We start from the raw sequence: 23,515 nt of genomic DNA, 5'->3' as shown, positions 1-23,515 counted from the left end.
TATACAACGCACCCTGATGAGCACGCTGCTGCGTCCTGCTGTCCTCGCCCGCCGCCATGGCGGCCCCGAAGTCCTCGAGTACACCGACATCGAGATTCCCGACCCCGGCCCAGGCGAGTTGCGCATTGTTCAGCACGCCATCGGGCTCAACTACGCGGATGTCTACCAACGCCAGGGCGCACACGGCCCGCACAGCACGACGCAGTTCCCGGTGGTGCTGGGCTCGCAGGGCGCGGGCGTCGTCGAATCGGTCGGGGCGGGTGTGCAGGGCTTCGAGGTCGGCCAGGCCGTGGCCTATGTGCACCCCGGCGCTTACGCGGCGATGCGCAACGTGCCCGCGAGCCGCACGCTGCTGCTGCCCGCCGGCCTCACGCTGGAGACGGCCGCGGCCACCCTGCTGCGCGGCATGACGGCCGAGTACCTGCTGCACCGGCTCTACGCCGTGCAGCACGGCGACCGGGTGCTCGTGCACGCGGCGGCCGGCGGCATGGGTGTGATCCTCTCGGCCTGGGCGCGCTCGCTCGGGGCCGAGGTGATCGGCACGGTGGGCTCCGAGGCCAAGCGTGAGATTGCGCTGGCCCACGGCTGCCACCACGTCATCGACTACCGGCGCGAGAACTTCGTCGAGCGCGTGCGCGAGATCACGCAGGGCGCGGGCGTGGCGGTGGTGTACGACGCGGTCGGCAAAGACGTCTTCCTGCCCTCGCTCGACTGCCTGCAGACGCGCGGCATGGCGATCAACTTCGGTACCGCCTCGGGCGACGTCGAGGCCTTCGACCTGCAGCGCCTGCATGCCAAGTCGCTCACCGTCTGCCGGCCCACGCTGCGCAGCTTCATCGCCACGCGCGAAGAGCTGCAGCACTCGGCCTCGGTCTTCGCCGCGGCCGTGCGCAAGGGTGCAGTGAAGGCCGAGGTGAGCCGCCGATACGCGCTGCGCGACGTGCAGCAGGCGCACCGCGAACTCGAAAGCCGCCTCACGAGCGGCGCCGCCATCCTCGTTCCATGAGCACACCAGACACGTTCACCCTCTTCCATGGCTGGCGCTCCAGCGCCTCGCGTCGCGTGCGCCTGTGCCTGGCCGAAAAAGGCATTGCCTACGAGAGCCGCCTCGTCGACATGGTGAAAGGCGAACAACACTCGCCCGAATACCTGGCGATGAATCCCAACGGCGTGGTGCCCACGCTGTTGCACGGAGACCGCGTGCTGTACGAAAGCTCGGTGATCGCCGAATACCTCGACGAGCTCTACCCCACCCCGCCCCTGCGCCCCGCCGACCCGTATGCGCGCGCCGTGATGCGCAACTTCGTGCGCTGGATCGACGAGTACTGCCTGCCCAAGCTCATCATCTTCAACTGGAGCATCTCGATGCAACCGGTCGCCGGCCAGTGGGACGACGCGAAGCTCGCCGAACGCCTGGCGCGCATTCCCACGGCTGAGCGCCGCGAGGCCTGGACGCGCGTGGCCCGCAAGCCCTACACCGACGACGAGAAGGCCGAGGCCATGCGCGGGCTGCTGAAGCTGCTCGACAAGATGGACGAGATGCTCGCCAAGAGCCCGCACGGCTGGCTGCTCGGCGAGGGCTATTCCATCGCCGACATCGCCGCCGTGCCCTTCGTGATGCGCATCAGCGAGCTCAACCCCGAAGCGCTCGCCACGCACCCGCTGACGGTGGCGTGGTGGACGAAGGTGCAGCAGCGGCCGTCGTTCAAGCTGGCACGCATCGAGCCCTACGAAGCGTCCCTCAAGCAGGCGTGAAACACGGCACCGGCGTGCCGTCTTCGCTGGGCTTGAAGACGAGCTTCACGCTCTGCCCGATGGCCAGCGCATCGACGTCGCAGTCGACGAGGTTGGTCATCATCGTGGGCCCTTCGGCGAGCGTGACGTAGGCCAAGGTGTACGGCGGGTCGACGCGGCGCATCGGGCTGAACGAGTAGATGACGCCGCGCCCGCTGCCCTGTATCCACTCGGTGTTGCTGCTGAAGCAATGCGGGCACACGGCGCGCGGGTACCAGTGCGTCTTGCCGCAGTCGGTGCAGCGCTTGAGCATGAAGCGGCCTTCGCGGGCCGCGGCGTAGAAAGGCTCCGCCTCGGCGTCCATTGGCGGGCTGGGAAGGATGCGTTCTGTGGCGGTGCTCATGTTCATTCACGCTCGAGGATGATGGTCGAGCTGCCGTGGCGGCTCGCGAGGTTGCCGCCGGTGCCGGTGGCCAGTGCGAGGTGGCAGTTTTTCACCTGCACCGCCGGGTGCGCCTCGCCGCGCAGCTGGCGCACGGCTTCGATCACTTTCGTGATGCCGCCACGGTTGGCCGGGTGGTTGTTGCACAGGCCGCCGCCGTCGGTATTGAACGGCAGTCGGCCCACGCCCGAGATCAGATTGCCGTCGGCCACGAAACGGCCGCCCTCGCCCTTCTGGCAGAAGCCCAGGTCTTCGAGCTGCACGAGCACGGTGATGGTGAAGCTGTCGTAGACCGAGGCGTACTGGATGTCGGCCGGCGTCACACCCGCTTCGGCAAATGCGCGCGGGCCCGAGATGGCCGTGCCCGTCACGGTGAGGTCGATCTCGCCCGGCCGTGGGAAGCGCACCGTCTCGCCGCTGCCGATGAGCTTCACCACCGGGCGCTTCAGCTGGCGTGCGATCTCGGGCCGGGCCACGATGAGCGCACCACCGCCGTCGCTGACCACGCAGCAGTCGAGCCGGTGCAGCGGGTCGCTGATGATGGGCGACTCGACCACGTCTTTCACCGTCACCACCTCGCGCAGCATCGCGTGCGGGTTGTGCTGCGCGTGATGCGACGCGGCCACCTTGACCCACGCGAGCTGCTCGGGCGTGGTGCCGTATTGATGCATGTGGCGCTGCGCGACCATGCCGTAGCCGTTGACGGTGGTCAGGCCGAAGGGCGACTCCCACGGCATGTCGGGCGCGGCGGCACTGCGCACGCGCGGCGCGGTGCCGGTGAGGCCTTCGCTGCGCGGGCGGCCGGCGAGCGTGATGAGTGCGACGTTGCAGCGGCCGGCCCGGCCGGTTTCACCCCCGCTTCGGCAAACGCGCGCGGGCCCGAGATGGCCGTGCCCGTCACGGTGAGGTCGATCTCGCCGGGGCGCGGAAAGCGCACCGTCTCACCGCTGCCGATGAGCTTGACGACCGGGCGCTTGAGCTGGCGGGCGATCTCCGGGCGGGCCACGATGAGCGCACCGCCGCCGTCGCTCACCACGCAGCAGTCGAGCCGATGCAGCGGGTCGCTGATGATGGGCGAGTCGACCACGTCTTTCACCGTCACCACCTCGCGCAGCATCGCGTGCGGGTTGTGCTGCGCGTGATGCGACGCGGCCACCTTGACCCACGCGAGCTGCTCGGCCGTGGTGCCGTATTGATGCATGTGGCGTTGCGCCACCATGCCGTAGCCGTTGACGGTGGTCAGGCCGAAGGGCGACTCCCACGGCATGTCGGGCGCGGCGGCGCTGCGCACGCGGGGCGCGGTGCCGGTGAGGCCTTCGCTGCGCGGGCGGCCGGCGAGCGTGATGAGCGCGACATTGCAGCGGCCGGCCGCGATGGCGTCGGCCGCGTGCGTGACGAGCGAGATGTACGAGGTGCCGCCGAGGTCGGTGCTCTCGGCGTGCGTCACCTTGAGGTTCATGTATTCGAGCATCGAGGTCGGGCCCATGCCGGGCGCGTCGCCCGAGCAGAAGTAGCCGTCGATGTCGTCTTTGGTGAGGCCGGCGTCTTTCAAGGCGCCTGCGGCCGACTCGGCGTGGAGCTGGGCCACGGTCTTGTCGGGCGCCTTGCGCGTGGGGTGCTCATAGGCGCCGACGATGCAGGCCTTGGCGGGTCGTGCCGTCATCGATGTCTCCGGTCGAATGGGTCAGCCCCCATTCAAGCCTGCGCCCGGGCGGCGCGCCGTCACCTGCACGACGCCCGTTCTGGCCGGGGCAACGCCAGGCCTTGCGTTCTGGCGGGCGCTGCATATACTGATGTTTCATACAGTATTCGAGATCCACCCCATGAATGCTCACCTTCGGCAGAACTACCGCCCCGCCCGCCGCGTGCCCTCATGGCTCGTGCACCTGTGGCGCTGGCTGTGACGCCAAGCGCGCGCCGCTGAGCCGCCGGCGCTCAGGCCACGAGCATGCGCCGGATCGTTGCCACGATCTCCGCCCGCAGCTTGGTCTTTTGCACCTTGTCGTCGAGCAGGGCCTGCGCCGCCACGCCGCGCAGCATGCCGAGGATCATCACCGCCTGCGCGTCGGGGTCGAGGTCGCGGCGCATCTCGCCGCGCTCGATGCCCAGCCGGATCTGGTTTGCATAAAACTTGCGCGAGGTCGCCGTGAACGCGCGCATGTCGTCGAGCAGGCTGCCCCCGCCGACGATGGCCTCGGTGAGCATCACGTTGACCGCCCGAGAGGCCGGGCCGGTGCCTGACAAATAGAGCTCCACGTTGGCGATCAGGGCGTCGAGGCCCGGCTCGTGGTGCGTCTGCTGCTCGGCGTCGACGAAGCGCTGCCTGAGCGATTGGGCCACCACCCGCAGAAAGGCCTCGCGGCTGCCGTAGTGGTGCGAGACCAGTCCGCGGCTGTAGCCCGCCATCTCGCCCACTTCGCTGAGCGTCATGCCGTTGACGCCCTTGCGGCCGATCAGCTCCACCGCGCTGTCGAGCAGCCGTTGTTCGGCGTCTTGCTTGCGTTCGGTCTGGGTGCGGCGTTTCGGGGGCGTGGCGGGCGTGCGCGGCGGCATGGGCGGCAGGGGTCTTGTTCTGGAGGGCAGAAAGAATAACCGCAGGCCCTCGCGGGCCCGCCCGACGCCTCGATCGGCGCTTACCGGGCGTGCGCCACGATCAGCTTGAGCGAGCCCTCGAAGCTCGGCTGCCGCCGCAGGTGGCCGTGGCGGCGGTCCCACTCGCCGCTCTCCAGGTCGCGCTGCAGCGTGCTCACGAAGCGCTCCACCACCCCCGGCGCCACGAAGCTCCAGGCCGAACACGCCTGGCGCGCGCCGGGGTCGAGCAGCTGCTCGGGCCGGCCGTAGTAGGCCTCGCCGAAGCCGTCGCTGCAGGTGAGTGGAATGGGCACCGGCCACACCTCCACACGCCCCCCAAGGTGCGACGCGATCTCGTCGATGCGCGGGAAGCGCCCTGCCTCCACCTCGATGGCTTCGGGCGCGTACTCGTTGAGCCAGAAGCGGTCGAGTTCCTCGGGCGCGCTGCTCATCACCACCACCGGCCCGCGCGTCACTCGGCGCATCTCGCGCAGGCCGGCGCCGAGGTCGGCCCACTGGTGCACGGTGAAGGTCGCCATCGCCGCGTCGAAGCTCGCATCGGCAAACGGCAGGTGCTCGGCCTGCGCATCCACCGCCACGGGCAGATGGGCGGGCCGCTGCGCGCGCATCGAAGCCGACGGCTCCACCGCCGTCACCGCCACATCCTGCGGCTCGTAGGAGCCGGCGCCCGCGCCCACGTTGAGCACCGTCTTCGCATCGCCCAGCGCACGCCGGATCAACGCGGCAATCTGCGGCTCGGGCTGCCGGTAGTTCGCGTAACCCGCACCGATGCGGCCGTAGTTCGCATCGCCTGCGCTGCCGTCGCCGTGTCGTGTCATGCGAGTGGGTCTCCGTGCTGGTTCGACGGCAGGCATCTTATGCACGGAAGCGGGCACGCCGATTGCCCACCCCGGGCAATGCAGACAGAAGACCTCCAACGAAAAGCATTCGTCGCCCTGCTGGTGGCCGTGTCGGCCGCCTTCCTCTGGGTGATCTTCCCGATGTTCGGCGCAGTGCTGTGGGGCGTGACCTTCGCCATCCTCTTCACGCCGCTGCACCGGCGCCTGCAGGCGAGCCTGCGGCTCAAGCCCACCTGGGCGGCCGTTCTCACCACGCTGCTGGTGCTGCTGCTCGTCGTGCTGCCCGCGGTGGTGGTCTCGGGCATGGTGGTGCAAGAGGCGAGCACGCTGGTCGAGAAGCTGCGCTCGGGCGAGATCGACCTCGGCGCCTACTACCGCCAGCTGATGAGCGCCCTGCCTGCCTGGGCCACCCGGCTGCTCGAAGGTGCCGGGCTCGGCGACCTCTCGAGCGTGCAGGAGCGCCTCAAGCAAAGCGCGGCCGGCGGCTCGCAGCCGATCGCCAAGCGCCTGTGGCTCGTCGGCCAGGGCACGCTCGACTTCGCCGTCAACTTCTTCGTGATGGTCTACCTGCTCTTCTTCCTGCTGCGCGACGGCCCGCGGCTGATGCAGCGCATCCGCCGCGCCACGCCGCTCGACCCGGCGGTACAGGCGCGCCTGGCCAAGAATTTCAGCGCCGTGGTGCGCTCCACCGTCAAGGGCAACATCCTCGTGGCGCTGCTGCAAGGCGCGCTCGGCGGCGTGGCGCTGCTGGTGCTCGGCATTCCCGGCGCGGTGCTGTGGGCGGTGGTGATGGCCTTCCTCTCGCTGTTGCCGGCGGTCGGCGCGGCGATGGTGTGGGGGCCAATCGCGATCTACCTGCTGTCGATGGGCCAGGTGGCACAGGGCATCGGGCTCATCGCCTTCGGCACGCTCGTGATCGGCCTCGTCGACAACCTGCTGCGCCCCATCCTCGTCGGCAAGGAAACGCGCATGCCCGACTGGGTGGTGCTCATCTCCACCATCGGCGGCATGTCGCTCTTCGGTATCAACGGCTTCGTGATCGGCCCGGTGATCGCCGCGCTCTTCATCGCCGTGTGGGAACTGACCACCGACGATTCGAGCGCGACCCCAACGCCAGGCACCTGAGGGCCCGCGGCGCCTCTGCCGCCGATTCCGGTGAGATTGCGCACCACGGCGCGCTCAACTTGGCCGCGCCGTGGCCGAAATCAGAGGGAAGACGCCTCGTGCGTCTCGCCCTGCATTGCGCCCATGCCCACGCCCCGGCCCACCGACCCTCGCCGCCAACGCCGCCTGAAAGACACGCTCGCCGACTGGGCGTTCGGGCCCGAAGGGCCGCAGCGGTTCAGCATCAAGGTCTCCGTCACCGGGCTCGCGACTTATGTGCCCTGCATGCTGCTGGTCGTCTACTGCGGCTGGGCCGGCCTCACCCCGCAGTGGCTCGTGGGCCCCATCGTGCTGGCGATGCTGCTGACGGTCGCGGGCTTCTACGCCGCGCTGCGCAGCGGCTGGTCGAGGCGCTTCGCCGACGCCGGGCTCATCCTCCCGCAGATGCTGGCCTCGATCACCTGGGATGCGCTCGGCTACGTGCTCATGGGCGAAGCCCACGCCGGCATGCTGATGCCCGCCGCCCTGACGGTGACCTACGGTGTGTTCGCCCTGCCCGGGCGCGGTGCGTATGTCGTGCAGACCTATGCCATCGTGCTCATCGGCGGCACCATGGCGGCCATGTGCGCCGTCGACCCGGCGGTGTTCCCGCTGCACGAAGCGGCCCTCGTGTACACCAGCTTCGTGGTCACGGTGCTGATGCTGGGGTGGACAGGCCGCCAGATCGCCCAGCTGCGCGAGCGCGAGCGCGAGACACGCGCTGCGCTGGGCGCCACGCTCGAGCAGATCCAGCAGCGCGCCACGCACGACAGCCTCACCGGCCTGCACAACCGCCGCCACATGCAGTCGGCGCTCGCGCACCACCTTGCGCGGGCCGAGCGCGATGGCGTGCCATTCGCACTCGCGCTGCTCGACATCGACCACTTCAAGCAGGTGAACGACCGGCACGGCCACGCCGCCGGCGACGCCGTGCTCGCCGCCTTCGCCCGCATCGCCGAAGCCACCCTGCCGCCCACTGAGCTGATCGGCCGCTGGGGTGGCGAGGAATTCCTGGTGCTGAGCACGCGCAGCATCACCTGCAGCGAGCTCAGCGCCGAGATCGACCGCGTGCGCGACCGCCTGCTGCAGGAGCCGCTCGACGTGCCGACCGGCCGCCTGCACGTCAACTTCTCGGCCGGCGTGGCGTCTCACACGCGCGGCGACTCCGCCGCCGCCCTGCTCGACAGCGCCGACCAGGCGCTCTACGCCGCCAAGCAAGGCGGCCGAGGGCGCTGCGTCATCGCCGGCACACAGGCGCCACCCACGGGCAGCCACGACCTGCGGAGGGCGGCGCATGCAGACGCTTGACCCCATCGCCGCTGCCGGCGCGTCCTTCAGCCCGGCGAGCCCGGCGTCAGGCGCCGCAGCGCCGCAGCGCTTCACCTGGCTGCTGGGCCACGACCGGAAGATGCGGACCTACCTCGGCCGCACGCTGGTCAACTGGCTGCCATATGCGGTGGGCACGCTCATCGCGTACTACTGCGCCACGGTCGGCATCATGTCCGCCGCCGTCGCCACCGCCCTGGTGGTGAGCCGGGCGATCTCGCTGGTGGCGATCTACGCAGCCCTGCGCAGCGGCTGGAGCCAGCGTTTCCACGACCCGTCGCTGGCGATCGTGCAGGTGGTGACCGCGCTCTTGTGGACGGCCACGATGTACCTGCTGACCGGCCCGATGCACACCGCGCTGCTCCCGCTGCTCGTGCTGTCGATGGCGTCGGCCACCTTCAACCTAGACGCCCAGCGCGCCCGGCTGATCACCTGGTTTGCCGTGCTGCTCATGACGGTCGTGATGGGCGCGGCCACGCTGCTCGACAGCCAGGTCTACGCCCCGAAGGTGCAGTTCTGCCTGTGGGTCATCATGGCCAGCATCCTGCCGACGGGGCTGCTCAACAGCATGCAGCTCAAGCGCCTCAAGCACCGTCTGAAGACGCAGCGCGAAGAATTGCGGGTCGCCCTGACCCGGCTGCACGACCTCGCCACGCACGACGAACTCACCGGCCTGGCCAACCGAGCGCACATGGGCGAGATGCTGGAGCAATACCTGCAGCGCCACCGCGACGGCGGCGAAGTCTTCAGCATCGCGCTGCTCGACCTCGACTTCTTCAAGCGCGTGAACGACACCCACGGCCACGGCGTGGGCGACGAGGTGCTGAAAGCCTTCGCCGATGCCATGCGCCACACCGTGCGCGAGAGCGACCTGCCGGCGCGCTGGGGTGGCGAGGAATTCCTCATCCTGCTGCCGCAGTCGAGCGCCGAGAACGCCCGCATCGTGCTCGAGCGCCTGCGCGAGCACTTCAGCACCCAGGCGGTGTCGCCGAGCGTGCCGTCGCTGCGCGCCTCGTTCTCCGCGGGCCTCGTCAGCCCGAACCCGGGCGAGACCCTCGCGATGCTGCTCGAGCGCGCCGACCAGGCGCTCTACGCGGCGAAGCACGCCGGGCGCGACCGCTGCTACCTCGGCTGAATCGTCTCCGCGCCACCGTCCCGCGCCTCCGCAGGACGCTCGCCACCGGGCTCCTGCGGCGTCGCATCGAGCCCCCACGACATCCAGTCGTCACCGAAGAGTTCCGACGGGTGCGGCGTCGCCACCGAGCCGTTGCCGCACTGCATGGCGTCGGCCGCGCAGAACTTGTCGCAACCCCAGCACACCCGCTCGGGGTGTGCTGGCTTGATCGGAAACTTCTTGGCCATGCGCGGCAGCATGCGCCTGCGACGCGGCCACGGCTTTGATCCGGGGCAAGGCCGCAGCGATGCCCTCAGCCGCACTGCCCCACGTACCCACAGGCGGTGCAGAAATCGCACCCGTCCTTGTGGATCACGTTGGGGTTGCCGCACTCGGGGCACACCTTGCCGCTGATGAGCAGCGGTGCCGACCCGCCTTGCTCGTCAGGCGCTTCGAGCACGCCCATGTCACGCACCGGGTAGCCCTCTTCCGTCAGCACGCCCAACATGGCGTAGCGGTGGATGATGAGCCGCGCCAGGTAGGCCACGGTCGAGGGCCAAGTCTGCTGGCGGCGCTCGCCGTGCGGCAGGCCGGGCACGAAGGCCATGAAGTGGCCTAGCGGCTCGGCGTAGTTCAGCAGCTTGCGCAGCTTCATGCCGATCCAGGCCGGGTCGATCACGCGCATGTCGAGCGAGAGCACGCGGGCCAGGCCGTCGAGCGCACGCGGGTAGTTGCCCGAGAAGCCCACCGCACACGGGCGCGTGACGGCCACGCCATCGGGGCCGGGCAGCGTCACCTCCTTCAGCGTGAGCGTGAAGGCTTCGTCGGTGGCCGGGTTGTGCACGTCGACCGCCCAGGCGAGCGTGCCCGAGGGGCCGGTGTGCGGCTCGTCTCGCGCAAACATCGCATCGATCACCGGCGTGGAGGCCTTGCCGCCCAATCGCGGCAGCGCCTTGAGCTGCTCGCAACGCCAGCGGATCACCGCGGCGGTGGCCGCCACCACGCCCGGGAACAGGCGCCGCTCGCCGTTGGGCGGGAACGGCATCTCGAACGCCCGCTCCTCGGCCACCGTGGCCAGCGCATCGAGCTTCAACTGCAGCCACGCCGGGTCGTTGGCACGCAGGTCCATCGACAAGGTCTTGGCGAGCGCCCCCAGGCCGCGCGGCTGCTCGGCGCCGTTGACCCACACCTCGAAGGGCTTGGGCGCACCGTCTTCACCCGCCAGCTCGCCGACGAAGAGCGCGAACTCGCCGAACGGGTGGTGGACCATGAAGGTCCACGCCGCGTTGCCACCGGGCAGCTCGGGCCGGCCGGGCCAGCGCAGCGACGACAGCACGGGGGCGGGCAGGCGGTCGAGCGCGAGGCGTTGGTTGGCGTCGGCCAGCGTCATCACCGCCGGGCCGGACTTTTGCCCTTGCGGCGTGGTGCTCAGCACCGAGCCGAGCACCGCGTTGGGCCGGTAGGTCGCGAGGCCCTTCAGTCCCGACTGCCAGGCCTGCATGTAGAGGTTCTGGAAATCGGCATACGGGTAGTCGGCCGGCACGTTGACGGTCTTGGAGATGGCGGTGTCGATGCACGGCGCCACCGCGGCCACCATCGCGGCGTGGTCCTGCGCGCTCATCTCGAGCGCCGTCACGAAGGCGGGCGTGAGCGCTGCGCCTTCGCCCTTCAGGTGCCGGTAGAGGCGCCACGCGTGGTCTTCCACCGCGTATTCCTTGAAGCCGCCGTCGGGCATGCGCTTCTTGCGGGTGTAGCTCCAGCTGAACGGCGGCTCGATGCCGTTGCTCGCGTTGTCGGCAAACGCGAGGCTGATGGTGCCGGTGGGTGCGATCGACAGCAGGTGCGAGTTGCGCAGGCCATGCGCGCGAATGCGCTCGCGCAGGCGCTGCGGCAGGCGCGAGGCGAAGTTGCCGCGGCGCAAAAAGAGGTCGGCATTGAAGAGCGGGAAGGCGCCGCGCTCCTGCGCGAGGTCGACCGAGGCGTCATACGCCGCGTCGCGCATCACCTCGGAGATGTGGCGTGCCGTGGCGCGCGCCTCGGGCGTGTCGTAGCGCTGGTTGAGCATGATGAGCGCGTCGCCCAGGCCGGTGAAGCCCAGGCCCACGCGCCGCTTGTTGCGCGCCTCCTCCTGCTGCTGCGGCAGCGGCCACACGGTCACGTCGAGCACGTTGTCGAGCATGCGCACCGCCACCTTGCACAGCTTGGCGAAGCCTTCGTCGTCGAACCGGGCGGTGGGCTCGAAGGGGTCGAGCACGAAGCGTGTGAGGTCGATGGAGCCAAGGCAGCAGCAGCCATAGGGCGGCAGGGGCTGCTCGGCGCAGTTGTGCACCACCAAGCCGTTGGCGTCGAAGGCGTGGACCTCGCTGACCGTCACGTCGAAGACGGGCTCCTCGCCCAGCGGCGTGAGCGACTCGACGGTGGCGACGTAGCGCTCGCGGTTGAGCGCACGCCGGTAGGCGGCCAGGAGCGTGTCGAGCCGCTCGGCCTTGGCACTGTCTTCGAAACCGATCAGGTCGGCGTAGCGGTGCAGGTTTTCGCCGCTGATGACGAGTTCGTGCAGGGCCTGGGTCGGGTACTCGCGCTGGCCGCCCTTGCCGTCGGGCATGGCCTTGGTGCCCGCAGGGCGACGCTCGGTGTAGAGGGTCGATGCGATGCCGAGCCGCAGCAGCAGGCGTTGGGCGGTCTGCAGCAATCCGGCGTCGGCCTGCGAGAGGCGCACGCTCACGCCTTTGTCTTGCTGGCCCTGCACGGAGCCATCGGCGTCGAAGAGGCCCCGCAGCAAGCCGATGCAGAACTCGGACGAGGCACGCTCCATCTGCGGCGTGATGGCCTTGCGACGCCCTGGTGCCAGGCCGAGGGCCATCGCCAGGTCGCGCAGGGGGGCGCTGGCCAGCCGGAACTCGCCGCGCCCCTCCACGGCACGCTGCCAGCCGCGGAAGTCGGCACGATGAGGCAAGGTCTGCGCTGCCGCGTGGGCGGCTTGCATCAGCCCTTGGGCGCTGTGCGTGGCTGTCTCTCCCGCGTTGGCCACGGCCTTCAGCTCGGGGGCCCAGGCTGACAGCACCGCCTTGTCGGCCTTCAGCGTGCCATCTCCGATCAAGAGGCCCATGAGGTAGCCCTCGGCCTCGGTGTGCATGCCGTCCCAGCCGGCGAGCACCCGGTGGTCGTGCAGCATCAGCTCGTCGCCGGGCGCGAGGTCGCCGGCCGGTCGCCACTCGCATTCCAGCGCGTAGCGGCTGCGCTTCTTGACACAGCGCACGAGGTGGTTGGCGGTGAGCTTGAGCGAATGCCCGGCCCGGGTCTTGAGGTGCAGCACCGGCTTCACGCCGGTGGCGAAGAAGCCCGCGGACTCGGTGGCGTAGGCGCGGCCGTCGACCACGGCCTTGAACGACCGGCCCACCAGCTCACGCACCTGCTTCGCACCGTCGGTCGTCATGACCCAGGTGTCGGCGGTGACACACGGGTTGGTGCTCGCGATGGTCTCGCAGTACGAGAGGTTGTTGTCGGCGTTGATGCGGTCGAGGAAGAGCACCCCCGGCTCGGCGTGGTCGTAGGTGGAGCGCATGACCTGCTCCCACAGGTCGCGTGCGCGCAGCTTGCGGTAGACCCACACGCCACCGGCCTGATGCGCGCCCGCCTCCTTCTGCGCGAGGCCCGGCTCGGCGCGGTGCACAAGCGCGAAGTCGGTGTCGGCCTGCACCGCTTCCATGAAGGCATCGGTCACGCCGACGGAGATGTTGAAGTTCTTGAGGTCGCCTTCGTCCTTGGCGTGGATGAATTCCTCGATGTCGGGGTGGTCGCAGCGCAGCACGCCCATCTGCGCGCCACGGCGTGCGCCGGCGCTTTCGACCGTCTCGCAGGAGCGGTCGAACACACGCATGTAGCTCACTGGCCCCGAGGCGCTGCTCTGGGTGCTGCCCACCCACGCGCCGCGCGGGCGGATGCGGCTGAAGTCGTAGCCCACGCCACCGCCGCGGCGCATGGTCTCGGCCGCTTCGGTGAGGGCGATGTAGATGCCGGGGTGGCCCTCGTCCACGTGCGCGATGGAGTCGCCCACCGGCTGCACGAAGCAATTGATGAGCGTGGCCGAAAGCTCGGTGCCCGCGGCCGACTGGATGCGCCCCGCCGGCACGAAGCCCTGGCGCAGCGCCTGGGCGAAACGCTCTTCCCACTGCGCGCGGGCCGCGCCGGGCTCGGCCTGCGCCAGCGCGTGGGCCACGCGCTGGCACACGGCGGCGATGCTGCGTTCGTCGCCCTTGGCGTACTTCTCGATCAGCACTTCTTCGCTGATCTCCTGGGCGGGCAGGTTGGCCCGGGTGTGGGCGGTGCTGGCGGTCTCGTGCATGGCGTGGCTCTCCTTGTGGGTGCGCACGGTACGACCGCATGGGCTGCGGCGTATTTGATGTCGATCAGCGCACTGTGACGCATGCCGGGTCATTGACCCATCGCAATGACCTTGCGCCGAAGAGGCGCTTGCGCTCAGGCGGCCGTGGCGCTCAGGCCGGAACCCGCAGGCCCTTCAGCACGTCACTCGCGCCGACGAAATCGAAGCGCTGCAGGCAGCGTTCGATCTCCTGCGCGGCCTCGCCGAAGCGCTCGCGCAGCGCCGGGGCGAGCTCGGCAAAGCGTGCGATGGATTCGAAGTTCGCGCTGCCGAGGAGCGACGCGAAGCCATCGAGTTCCCCCTCGGTCGCCTCGCGCGACGTAGCGGGTGCCGTGGCCACCTTCGCCGGCACGGGCACTTCGTCCCACTCAAGCGCGTTCTCCCGCACCGGGAGCCAGGCACTCAGCTCGGCGTAAAGGTGGGCCGGCACCACCGGCTTGGTGACGCGGCCATTCATGCCGGCCGCCAGGCACACCGCCAGGTCTTCGTCGAACACGTTGGCGGTCACGGCGAGGATGGGCAGTTGCGCGAGCGTAGGGATCTCGCGGATGCGCCGCGTGGCTTCGAGCCCGTCCATCTCGGGCATCTGCATGTCCATCAGCACCAGGTCGTAGTGCTCGCGCTGCACCTGCGCCAACGCCTCGACGCCGGTGCCGACCACGTCGACGCGCAGGCCGGCCGCGCGCAGGAACTCCAGCGCCACCTCCTGGTTGATCGGGTTGTCTTCCGCCAGCAGCACGCGGGCGCCACCATGCCGGGCGCGCACGCTGTGCGCGTCGGGCGGCGCCTGGGCGGGCGCCTCGGCTTGCGCCGCCTCGCCGAGCAGCAGCCTGGCGGTGAACCAGAACTCGCTGCCCACGCCCGGCTCGCTCGTCACGCCCACCTCGCCGCCCATGCGCGCGGCCAGCCGCTGGGTGATGGCCAGGCCCAGGCCCGTGCCGCCGAAACGGCGGGTCGTGGACGGGTCGGCCTGCACGAAGGCGGCGAACAGGCGGTCGAGCTTGTCGGCCGGAATGCCGATGCCGGTGTCGCGCACGGCAAAGCGCAGGCGCACGCCGTCGTGGCGCCGCTCCAGCAGCTCCACCCGCAGCACGACGCGGCCTTTCTCGGTGAACTTGACGGCGTTGCTCAGCAGGTTGAGCAGCGCCTGCTTCAAGCGGGTGGCGTCGCCGCGCAGGCCGTCGGGCACGCCATCGGCTTCCACCTCGAGCGCCAGGCCCTTGGCCTCGGCGCGGTCGGCCACGAGCGAGCGGCTGGCGGCCAGCACGGCGCGCAGCGAGAAATCGGCGCTTTCGAGTTCGAGCTTGCCGGCTTCGATCTTCGAGAGGTCGAGGATGTCGTCGATGACCTGCAGCAGGTGCTCGGCGGCGCCGCTCACCTTGTCGAGCCGCTCGACGTCGGCCGGCGCGGTGGCGTCGCGCCGCAGCAGGTAGGTCATGCCGATGATGGCGTTCATCGGCGTGCGGATCTCGTGGCTCATGTTGGCCAGGAACACGCTCTTGGCGCGGTTGGCGGCCTCGGCACGGTCGCGCGAAAGCACCAGCTCGGCGTTGGCGTCTTGCAGGCGCAGCTCGGTCTGGCGCACGGCGTCGAGGCTCTGGATGAGCGCGGCGTTGAGGTCCTTGAGCTGGCGGGTGCGCTCGTTGACCAGCTCCTGCAACCGGTGGCGGTGGCGGTCGAGTTCGGCGCTCATGCGCTTGCGCTCGGTCACGTCTTCGCCGATGCACAGGTAGTGCGTCACCTGCCCGTCGGCCTGGCGGATGGGCGCCGCATGCACGAACTCGTCGTAACCCTCGCCATCGCGCCGCACGTTGGCGAACTCGCCGCGCCAGGTCTCGCCGCGCGCGAGCGCAGCGCTCAGCTCGTCACCGCGGGCGGCGGGCGTGCGGCCGAGCTGGAGCAGGTCGTCGTGCAGGCCGACCGCCACGTCGCGGGTGTAGCCGGTGATCCGGGTGAAGGCTTCGTTCACGTATTCGATGCGGCCCTGCGTGTCGCGGATGGTGATGCCGATCGGGCACTGCTCCACCGCCATCGAGAGCTTGCGCAGTTGCTCCTCGGCGAGGTGGCGCTCGGTGATGTCGCTGAACGAGGTGACGACCGAGCTCATCTCTCCGGCCGGCCCGTCGCACACCGGCTCGGCATTCACCGTCAGCCAGCGCAGCGTGCCGCCGGGTGGCGTGACGCCCATCAGCACGTCGTGGCAGGGCTTGCCGCTGGCGAGCGTGCGTGACAGGGGCAGCTCGGCCACGTCCATGCGTGAGCCGTCGGCGCGGCGAGGCGTCCAGTGCGCGCTGGTGTGGCGCTCCTGAAGCTCGGCGAGCGTCATGCCGAAGAAGCGTTCGGCCCGTGGGTTGCAGGCGATGAGGCGGCCTTCGAGGTCGAAGACCATGATGCCTTCGTCGAGCGCCGAGACGATGGAGCGGTATTGCGCTTCGCGCTCGCGCACCGCCTCTTCGGCGGCGCGGCGCTGGCTCACGTCGGCATGCACCGCCACCGCGCCCGCGAGGCCGCGTGGCAAGGGCGTCACGCTCATCAGGAACCAGCGCGGCCCGGCTGGCGAGTGGCAGGCGTATTCGTGGGTGAACACCGCCAGTCGGCCGGCCAGCACCGCCGCCAAGCCCTCGGCCACGCAGGCGGCGTCTGCTTCGGTGAGTGAAGCGGCGAGGCGGCAGGCGCCGAGGTAGTCGGCCCCCTCGCCGTACAGCGTCGGGTCGAGCGCACCAGCCTCGGCGAAGCGTTTCCAGGCGGCGTTGAGCCCGACGATGCGGCCCGCGCCATCGAGCACGGCCATGTGGTCGAGCACCGAGTCTTCCACCGCCTGCAAGAGCTTCGACGCTTCGCGCAGCGCCTGGTCGGCCCGCTCGCGCTCGGTGATGTCGCGGGCGATGCCGAACATCCCGGTCACCTGGCCGGCCTCGTCGCGCAGCGGCCCTTTGGTGACGAGGAACACCCGCGAGCCCTTGGCGGTGCTCAGGTTCTCTTCGTAGGTGCGCGTCTCGTTGCCCGCAATCACGGCGGCGTCGTTGCGGCGGATCGCAGCCGCTTCGGCAGGCGCGAAGAACTCGGAGTCGGCGCGGCCGAGCACGCTCTCGTCGTGTGGCGCGAGCACCCGCTGGGCCTCGCGGTTGCACATGAGGTAGTGGCCCTGCAGGTCTTTCGCGAAGATCGCGTCGCTGGAGCCGTCGGCGATCTCCTGCATCAGCGCGAGCGCCTGCAGGTGGCGCAGGTGGCGGTCGCGCGCGTCGCGGGCCCGGTCGTACTTGCGCAGCAGGCAGTACAGGAGCGCTGCGGTCAATGCGATGAACACCCAGCCCTTGGCCGACGACAGCAGCGCGAGCGTTCCCACGTCGTGCACCACGGCCGCGAGCAGCCAGTCGGAGCCGCCGATCCAGAACGAGCCCGCCAGCAGGTAACCGATGGCCGGGCGCAGGGCCGAGCGCGTCATGCCGGTCGGGCCGTCCGTTCTGCCGGCTCGGTGCCGGGGTGCGCCGGTGCGCCGTGGGGCAGTGCCGGGGTGGCGTGATCGGCCGCGTCGTCGGGGCGGCGGCGGGCGATCTCGCAGAACTCGTCGAACGCTTCGAGAAAGACATCGAGCAGGTCGGGGTCGAACTGCCGGCCGCGCCCGGCAGCCATCGTCTCGCGCGCCACGGCAGGCGGCATCGGGGCCTTGTAGCTGCGCCGCGAGATGAGCGCGTCGAACACGTCGGCAATCGCCATCAGGCGGGCCGCCAGCGGGATGGCGGTGCCAGCCAGACGGTCGGGGTAGCCGGTGCCGTCCCAGCGCTCGTGGTGATGACGGGCGATCTGCGTGGCGTACATCAGGAAGCCGGGCGGTTGCTGCAGGTCGGCCACCGCGCGGCCGATGGCGTCGGCGCCCAGCGCCGCATGCGTCTTCATCACCTCCCACTCGTCGGGTGTGAGCTTGCCGGGCTTGAGCAGGATGCGGTCGGGGATGCCGACCTTGCCGATGTCGTGCAGCGGTGCCGACCTGGCGATCAGCGCCACGCTGCGCTCGCTGAGTTCGTCGGAGAACTTGGGGCACAGGCGCGCGCGCTGCGCCAACAGCTGCACGTATTCCTGCGTGCGCAGGATGTGGTTGCCTGTTTCGTTGTCGCGCGTTTCGGCGAGGCGAGCCAGCGCACGCATGGCCACGTCCTGGATGAGCCGGTTTTCCTGCATCTGGCGCAAGACTTCCATCTCCAAGCTGGCCTTGTCGCGCTTGAGCGCATCGCGCGCACGCTTGAGCGCCAGGTGCGTCTGCACGCGGGCCAGCACGATGGCCGGCCGCAGCGGCTTGGTGAGGTAGTCGGCGGCGCCGAGGTGCAGGCCCTGCTCTTCGTCTTCCGTCGCGCTCATGGCGGTGGTGAAGATGACGGGGATGTCGCGCGTTTCCGGCGTGGCCTGCAAGGCGGCGAGCACCTGGTAGCCGTTCATCTCCGGCATCATCACGTCGAGCAGGATGAGGTCGGGCCGGGGCTGGCGCGACGCCAGCTGCAGGGCGCGCAGGCCGCTGGTGGCGGCGAGCACGCGGTAGTCGTGTTTGAGCAGCTCGCCGAGCACCGTGAGGTTCTCGGGGCTGTCGTCGACGATGAGGACAGTTTCTTGTGACATGAAAGCTCCCTTGGGCCGGCGGCCCCGGGGTTGTCATGTATCAGGCCATCGACTCGCGGCGAGTGTGGGGAGCCGGCGCCCTGCACCGCTTGACGGCGGTCAAGCCCTCGCACGGGCCGGCCCACGCAGGCCGGCAGGGTGTGGCGTGCGTCACGGAGACGCGCGCGTCAGGGCCCGCTGCCGGTGCTGAAGTAGAAGGTCGCGCCCTGCCCCGGCCGGCCTTCGGCGCGGATCTCGCCCTGGTGGCGCTCGACGATGCGCTTGACGATCGACAGCCCCAGGCCGAAGCCGTCGTAGCGCGCGCCGTGCAGGCGCTGGAAGGGGTGGAAGAGGCGCTCGGCCTGCGCCTCGCTGAAGCCCACGCCGTTGTCGCGCACGAAGAAGACGGGGTGGCCCTGCTCTTCGACCGCACCCACCTCGACCTGCGGCGACGCGCCGGCGCCGGCGAACTTCACCGCGTTGGTGAGCAGGTTCACGAACACCTGGCGCAGGAGCGTGGGGTCGGCGTCGACCTGCGGCAGCTCGCCGACCGTCACCTGCACCGGCGCCCCGCCGGCCGGCGGCGGCAGCGCCGCCACCACCTCGCGCACGAGTGCACCCGTGTCGACCCGCTGGCGATGCAGCTCGGTTTCGCTGGCGCGGGCGAGCGCCAGCAGCGCGTTCACCAGCCGCTCGGTGCGCTCGGCGCTCTGGGCGATCAGGCCCAGCATCTGCGCGGCCCGGTCGAGCTGCCCGGCTTCGAGGAACTCGCAGGCCTTGCGCGACGCACCGGCAATGCCGCCGAGCGGCCCGCGCAGGTCGTGCGAGACGGTGCGGTTGAAGCTCTCGAGCCCGCCGATGATCTCGCGCAGCTGCGCGGTGCGGCTTTCCACCCGCTGCTCCAGCGTCTCGTTGGCGATCTGCAGCTGCTCGGCGCTGTGTTTCATCGCGAGGTAGAGGCTGCCGTTTTCGTAGATGCGGCCGGCCTGCGCGGCGTGAATGCCGAGCAGGCGTTCGTCGTCCGCGCTGAAGCTGTCGGCGCCGAGCTTGTCGATGAGCAGGATCCACCCATACGACTGCTGCAGCGACACGATGGGCGCCACGAGCCCGCTGCTGAAGGGCGGGCAGCTCGCCGGGAAGCCCAGGCGCACCGGGTCGCCCGAGGGGTTGAGGAAGCGGCGCGGCGTGCGCTCCTGCATCACGATGCCCAGCACGCCGGCGGTGAGGTCACTCGGGTCGAAGGGGCCCGAGGCTTCGGGGTCGAGGCCCCAGGTGGCGAAATGCGCCGTGTCCACGCCGTTCTTGTGGCGCACGCCGAGGATGGCGTAGCGCGCACCGATCAGGTCTCGTGCGCCGCGGCACACCTGGTTGAGGAGTGCGAAAGGGTCGCGCTCGGAGGCAAGGCGCAGGTTGAGCTCGGTCAGCGCCGAGAGCCGCTGGTTGGCGTGCAGCAGCTCGTTGGACTGCGCCACGAGCTTGTCGGTCACGAGGCGCAGGTGCTCGCGGTCGAAGTCGGCAGTGGCCACCGCGGGGCCGCGCGGGCGCTCGTGGGCGAGCGCGGCCGTCACCACGCCGAGGATCTGCTGCGGCTCGCAGGGCTTGAAAAGCACCTGGCTCACGCCACACGAGGCGGCAAGTTTGCGGGCCTCGCTTTCCATGAAGGTGGCGGTGCAGAACACCACGTCGGTGTGGGCGATGGCCGGCTCGGCGCGCAGGCGGCGCACGAACTCGTAGCCGTCCATCGTGGGCATGAGGATGTCGCAGATCACGAGCGTGGGCTGGGTCTCGCGCACCTTCTGCAAGGCCTCGGCGCCGTCGGCCGCCTCGTCGACCTGGTGGCCCGCATAGCCGAGCAGCGTGGCGATCAGGTCGCGGTTGGTGGCGTGGTCGTCGACGACGAGGATGCGGGCCATGGGCGTCAACCGGAAGGCAGGAAGGCCTCGATCTGCTGCACGAAGGTCTCGGGCTCGATGGGCTTGGAGAAGTAGCCGTCGAAGCCGGCCCGGCGCACCTTCTCTTCATCGCCGGCCATCGAAAACGCCGTCACCGCCACGATGGGCACGCTGGCCATCGACCCATCGCCCTTGAGCTGCTCGAGCACGCCGTAGCCGTCGAGCACCGGCATCTGCAGGTCGCAGACGATGAGCTCGGGCCGCTCGCGGCGCGCGATGCTCACGCCGGCCTTGCCGTCGGTGGCCACGAGCACGGTGTGCCCGTGGTGCTCGAGCAGGTATTGCGCGAGTTCGAGGTTGGCGGGGTTGTCTTCGATGACGAGGATGCGGGCCATGACGGTGTGTCCTCAGGCGGGGGCCGACAGCAGCCTCAGCACGAAACGGCTGCCCTGCCCGGGCGTGCTTTCGAAGGTGATGCGCCCGCCCAGCAGCTCGGCCAGGCGCTGGCTCAGGTGCAGGCCGAGGCCAGTGCCTTCGGCCGCCCGCGGGCGCATGCTGCCGGCCTGGCTGAAAGGGACGAAGAGCTTGGCCTGCTCCTCGGCCGGAATGCCCACGCCGGTGTCGTCGACGGTGACCTGCAGCGCCTCGGGCGTGCCGCCGAGCGTGACGGTCACGCTGCCGCTGTCGGTGAACTTCACCGCATTGCCGGCGAGGTTGAGCACGATCTGGCTGAGCGCACGGCGGTCGGTCGTCCACAGCAGCGGCGCCGCGGGCAGCACCGCGGCGAGCTGCAGGCCCTTCCCCTCGGCCTGGTTGCGCAGCGTGGCCACCACCTCGTCGATCACCGCGCAGCAGTCGACCGGCGCCATCGCGAGGTCGACCTTGCCGGCCTCGATCTTGGCCACGTCGAGCAGGTCGTTGATGAGCGCGAGCAGGTGGCGGGCGCTCGTCTGCACGGTGCGCAGCTGCTTGTACTGGTCGGGGGTGAGCGGCCCCGGCAGGCCCATGAGCAGCGTGCCGGTGAAGCCGATGATGGCGTTGAGCGGCGTGCGCAGCTCGTGGCTCATGCTGGCGAGGAACTTGTCTTTCGCCTGGTTGGCGGCGGCGAGCTCGACGTTTTTCTCTTGCAGAGCACGCTCGAAGCGCTTGCGCTCGCTGATGTCGCGGATGGCGCTCATCACGAACGAAGTTTCCTCGGTGCGCAGCGGCGAGAGGCTGATCTCGATGGGGAACTCGGTGCCGTCTTTTCTCACGCCGGCGAGGTCGAGGCCGGAGCCCATCGCGCGCTTGCGGGGCTGCAGGAAGTAGTTGGAGCGGTGCACCACGTGCGAGCGGCGGTAGCGCTCGGGCAGGAGGATGTCGACCGGCTTGCCGCGCAGCTCGCCCGGCCCGTAGCCGAAGAGGCTCTCGGCCTGGCCGTTGGCGATGACGATGTGGCCGGTCGGGTTGGCCATCACGATGCCGTCGGGCGTGGACTCGAGCAGGTCGCGGAAGCGCGCTTCCATGAGCTTGGCGTCGCGCTGCACCTTGATGTCGGTCACGTCTTTCTCCGACATCAGGATCAGCGGCCGGCCGGCGCCCGCGAGCAGCTTGGTGGTGACGTCGACGCAGAGCATCGAGCCGTCTTTTCGTCGGCGCACCGATTCGAAGGTCACCGAGCGCGCGCCGACGGTGTCAGCCAGCGCCTTGCGCTGCTCGGCCACGCGGTCGGGCGGCACCACCAGCTCATGCACGCTGCGGCCGATGGCTTCGCTGCTGTCGTAGCCGAAGGTGGCGTGCGCACCGCGGCTCCAGTGCTCCACACGGCCGTCGGGGCTCAGCACCATGCAGGCGTCGGGCAGCTCCTGGGCGTACAGGGTGGCAGCATCGAAGGGGGTGTCCTCGACGGGTGGGGCAGCCGCTGCGTCCATGCAAGGTGTGCGTGAGGTGGGGTGCTAACCATTGGAGCACCGGGCACCCCCAGGTGTACCTGTCACACCTTGCATGGGTAGGGGCATCGCGGGCCCGCGCGGCGGCGCGGGGCCAGCGGTGCTACATGACGATGGGCCTCAGGCGGCCGCGGGCACCGGGCTCAAGAGGCGGTCGAGCAGGTCGCGCACGCTGCGGATCTGCGGGCCGAAGGGCAAGGCCCCCACGCCGCGGAAGAAGAGGCCCTTCTTGGTGTCGCCGCGCAGGGCGGCCCCGAGCTGGTGGTCGATGCAGAACTGGCCCCAGCCCGGCAGGCCGTCGCGCAGCCCGCATTGCGCCAGGCAGTCGAAGGCCTTGGTGCAGCGCTTGCGGGCATGCGTGACCTTCTGCAGGCGGTCTTCGATCTTGAGGTAGGCGCGCAGCCAGGGCGTGCCCACCGCGCGTGCCGGCAGGCCGGCCACGCTCGTGAACTCGACCATGTCTTCGTCGCGCGCTTCGGCCAGCACGCGCTTGAAGGCGAGGTCGGCATCGCACTCTTCGGTCACGGCGAAGGGCGTGCCCAGCTGCACCCCGGCCGCACCCAGGCCTTGCAGGCGGGCGATGTCGCCGTGCGTGCGCACGCCACCGGCAGCGATCAGCGGCACCTCGCGCTCGAGGCCCGCCGAGCGCAGGAACTCGCGCACCTGCGGCAGCACGTTCTCGAAATCGAAGCGCGGGTCTTGCAGGTCGGCCACGCGCGCGGCACCCAGGTGGCCGCCGGCGAGCCGCGGGTGCTCGATCACGATGGCATCGGGCACGCGCTTCTTGCGCTCCCACTTGCGCACGATGAGCTGCACGCCACGCGCGTCGGACAGGATGGGGATCAGCAGCGCCTTGGGGTGGTCTTGCGCGAGGTCGGGCAGGTCGAGCGGCAGGCCGGCGCCCACCACGACCGCGTCGATGCCGCATTCGAGCGCCCGCTTCACCGAGCTCGCGTATTCGCTCACCGCGCGCATCACGTTGATCGCGACCAGGCCCTTGCCTTTCGCGGCCACGCGCGCCGCGCGGATCTCGCGCTCCAGGGCCTCGAGGTTGGCGGCGTCGATGCTCGCCTTGGCCTCGGCTTCGCGGCCGATCTGGGCGGCCAGGCCCTGCGTGCGCTCCATCAGGTCGGGGTGGTGGCGGCGCAGGTCGACCGACGAGAGGGTGCCCACCCCACCCCAGCTGGCCACGGTGCCGGCGAGGCGGTGCGCCGAGATGCCGACGCCCATGCCCCCTTGCACCACGGGCAGCAGCTCGCGATCGCCGAGGGTCATGGTGGCGAGCCCGCTGCGCTGCAGCGCGGGCGCGAGCGACGGGTCGATGTACGGAAGGGTCGAAGGCTCATTCATGGCGGCGAGGCTACCGAGCACGCCCTCGCCCGCCCTTGCGGTGCATCAAGACCGCTTCATTTGAGGCCGCACGGCGCAAGTTGGTACAAAACCCCGCGGGAAAACGATAGGCCGGCACACGCCGGCCAGCGCAAGAACGTGCAATACAAATTTGCACGAGCGTCCCAAAATAATCTTCACT

The 23,515-nt window shown here is 70.1% G+C and carries 18 protein-coding genes; 5 read left to right on the top strand and 13 right to left on the bottom strand.

Annotated features, from left to right (window positions below; genetic code table 11):
* The first annotated feature begins 16 nt into the window (after positions 1–16).
* Together KF892_03375 and KF892_03370 are read left to right on the top strand one after the other, a co-directional pair.
* Positions 17–1,006: a quinone oxidoreductase gene (locus tag KF892_03375; GenBank protein MBX3624030.1), complete on the top strand. Its 990-nt coding sequence runs from the start codon at positions 17–19 to the stop codon at positions 1,004–1,006.
* On the top strand, positions 1,003–1,755 hold the full coding sequence (locus KF892_03370) for a glutathione S-transferase family protein (GenBank protein MBX3624029.1): 753 nt from the start codon (positions 1,003–1,005) through the stop codon (positions 1,753–1,755). The genes KF892_03375 and KF892_03370 overlap by 4 nt, the downstream gene beginning before the upstream one ends.
* Here KF892_03370 and KF892_03365 read toward each other — a convergent pair.
* From KF892_03365 to KF892_03345, 5 genes are all read right to left on the bottom strand, one after another.
* Positions 1,742–2,137 (bottom strand): Zn-ribbon domain-containing OB-fold protein, encoded by a 396-nt coding sequence (locus KF892_03365; protein MBX3624028.1) that lies wholly within the window; start codon positions 2,135–2,137, stop codon positions 1,742–1,744. The genes KF892_03370 and KF892_03365 overlap by 14 nt on opposite strands.
* 2 nt (positions 2,138–2,139) lie before the next feature.
* Positions 2,140–2,991 (bottom strand): thiolase domain-containing protein, encoded by an 852-nt coding sequence (locus KF892_03360; GenBank protein MBX3624027.1) that lies wholly within the window; start codon positions 2,989–2,991, stop codon positions 2,140–2,142.
* Positions 2,886–3,839, bottom strand: coding sequence for a thiolase domain-containing protein (locus KF892_03355; GenBank protein ID MBX3624026.1), 954 nt, complete (start codon positions 3,837–3,839; stop codon positions 2,886–2,888). The genes KF892_03360 and KF892_03355 overlap by 106 nt, the downstream gene beginning before the upstream one ends.
* A gap of 272 nt (positions 3,840–4,111) precedes the next feature.
* The gene (locus KF892_03350) at positions 4,112–4,729 is read right to left on the bottom strand and encodes a TetR/AcrR family transcriptional regulator (protein MBX3624025.1); all 618 of its coding nucleotides are present in this window, start codon (positions 4,727–4,729) and stop codon (positions 4,112–4,114) included.
* Between the two features lie 80 nt (positions 4,730–4,809).
* A complete protein-coding gene (locus KF892_03345) occupies positions 4,810–5,622 on the bottom strand; it encodes a methyltransferase domain-containing protein (protein MBX3624024.1) in 813 nt (270 codons plus the stop codon).
* Between the two features lie 42 nt (positions 5,623–5,664).
* Here KF892_03345 and KF892_03340 point away from each other — a divergent pair, with 42 nt between their 5' ends.
* The 3 genes from KF892_03340 to KF892_03330 all read left to right on the top strand — a co-directional run bounded on the left by KF892_03340 (position 5,665) and on the right by KF892_03330 (position 9,211).
* Positions 5,665–6,732, top strand: coding sequence for an AI-2E family transporter (locus tag KF892_03340; GenBank protein ID MBX3624023.1), 1,068 nt, complete (start codon positions 5,665–5,667; stop codon positions 6,730–6,732).
* A gap of 123 nt (positions 6,733–6,855) precedes the next feature.
* A complete protein-coding gene (locus KF892_03335) occupies positions 6,856–8,058 on the top strand; it encodes a diguanylate cyclase (protein MBX3624022.1) in 1,203 nt (400 codons plus the stop codon).
* Positions 8,045–9,211: a GGDEF domain-containing protein gene (locus KF892_03330; protein MBX3624021.1), complete on the top strand. Its 1,167-nt coding sequence runs from the start codon at positions 8,045–8,047 to the stop codon at positions 9,209–9,211. The genes KF892_03335 and KF892_03330 overlap by 14 nt, the downstream gene beginning before the upstream one ends.
* Here KF892_03330 and KF892_03325 read toward each other — a convergent pair.
* From KF892_03325 to KF892_03290, 8 genes are all read right to left on the bottom strand, one after another.
* A complete protein-coding gene (locus KF892_03325) occupies positions 9,199–9,438 on the bottom strand; it encodes a DUF3079 domain-containing protein (GenBank protein MBX3624020.1) in 240 nt (79 codons plus the stop codon). The genes KF892_03330 and KF892_03325 overlap by 13 nt on opposite strands.
* 65 nt (positions 9,439–9,503) lie before the next feature.
* The gene (locus KF892_03320; protein ID MBX3624019.1) at positions 9,504–13,535 is read right to left on the bottom strand and encodes a ribonucleoside-diphosphate reductase, adenosylcobalamin-dependent; all 4,032 of its coding nucleotides are present in this window, start codon (positions 13,533–13,535) and stop codon (positions 9,504–9,506) included.
* A 151-nt stretch (positions 13,536–13,686) separates the two neighbouring features.
* Positions 13,687–17,019 (bottom strand): PAS domain S-box protein, encoded by a 3,333-nt coding sequence (locus KF892_03315; GenBank protein MBX3624018.1) that lies wholly within the window; start codon positions 17,017–17,019, stop codon positions 13,687–13,689.
* Positions 17,016–18,185: a two-component system response regulator gene (locus KF892_03310; GenBank protein MBX3624017.1), complete on the bottom strand. Its 1,170-nt coding sequence runs from the start codon at positions 18,183–18,185 to the stop codon at positions 17,016–17,018. Before KF892_03310 ends, KF892_03315 begins: the two co-directional genes overlap by 4 nt.
* 167 nt (positions 18,186–18,352) lie before the next feature.
* Positions 18,353–20,077 (bottom strand): response regulator, encoded by a 1,725-nt coding sequence (locus tag KF892_03305; GenBank protein ID MBX3624016.1) that lies wholly within the window; start codon positions 20,075–20,077, stop codon positions 18,353–18,355.
* 5 nt (positions 20,078–20,082) lie between these two features.
* Positions 20,083–20,451: a response regulator gene (locus KF892_03300; protein ID MBX3624015.1), complete on the bottom strand. Its 369-nt coding sequence runs from the start codon at positions 20,449–20,451 to the stop codon at positions 20,083–20,085.
* Positions 20,452–20,463: 12 nt separating this feature from the next.
* Positions 20,464–21,966 carry a PAS domain S-box protein gene (locus KF892_03295; protein MBX3624014.1) on the bottom strand — a complete coding sequence of 501 codons (1,503 nt, stop codon included), beginning with the start codon at positions 21,964–21,966 and terminating at the stop codon, positions 20,464–20,466.
* A 138-nt stretch (positions 21,967–22,104) separates the two neighbouring features.
* Complete coding sequence (locus KF892_03290) at positions 22,105–23,334, bottom strand: nitronate monooxygenase (GenBank protein ID MBX3624013.1); 1,230 nt, start codon at positions 23,332–23,334, stop codon at positions 22,105–22,107.
* Positions 23,335–23,515 lie beyond the last annotated feature (181 nt).

This window comes from Rhizobacter sp. (assembly GCA_019635355.1).
Lineage (GTDB): Bacteria > Pseudomonadota > Gammaproteobacteria > Burkholderiales > Burkholderiaceae_C > Rhizobacter.
Note: the sequence above shows the minus strand (reverse complement) of the source record. Positions and strands in the feature narration are given on the sequence as shown.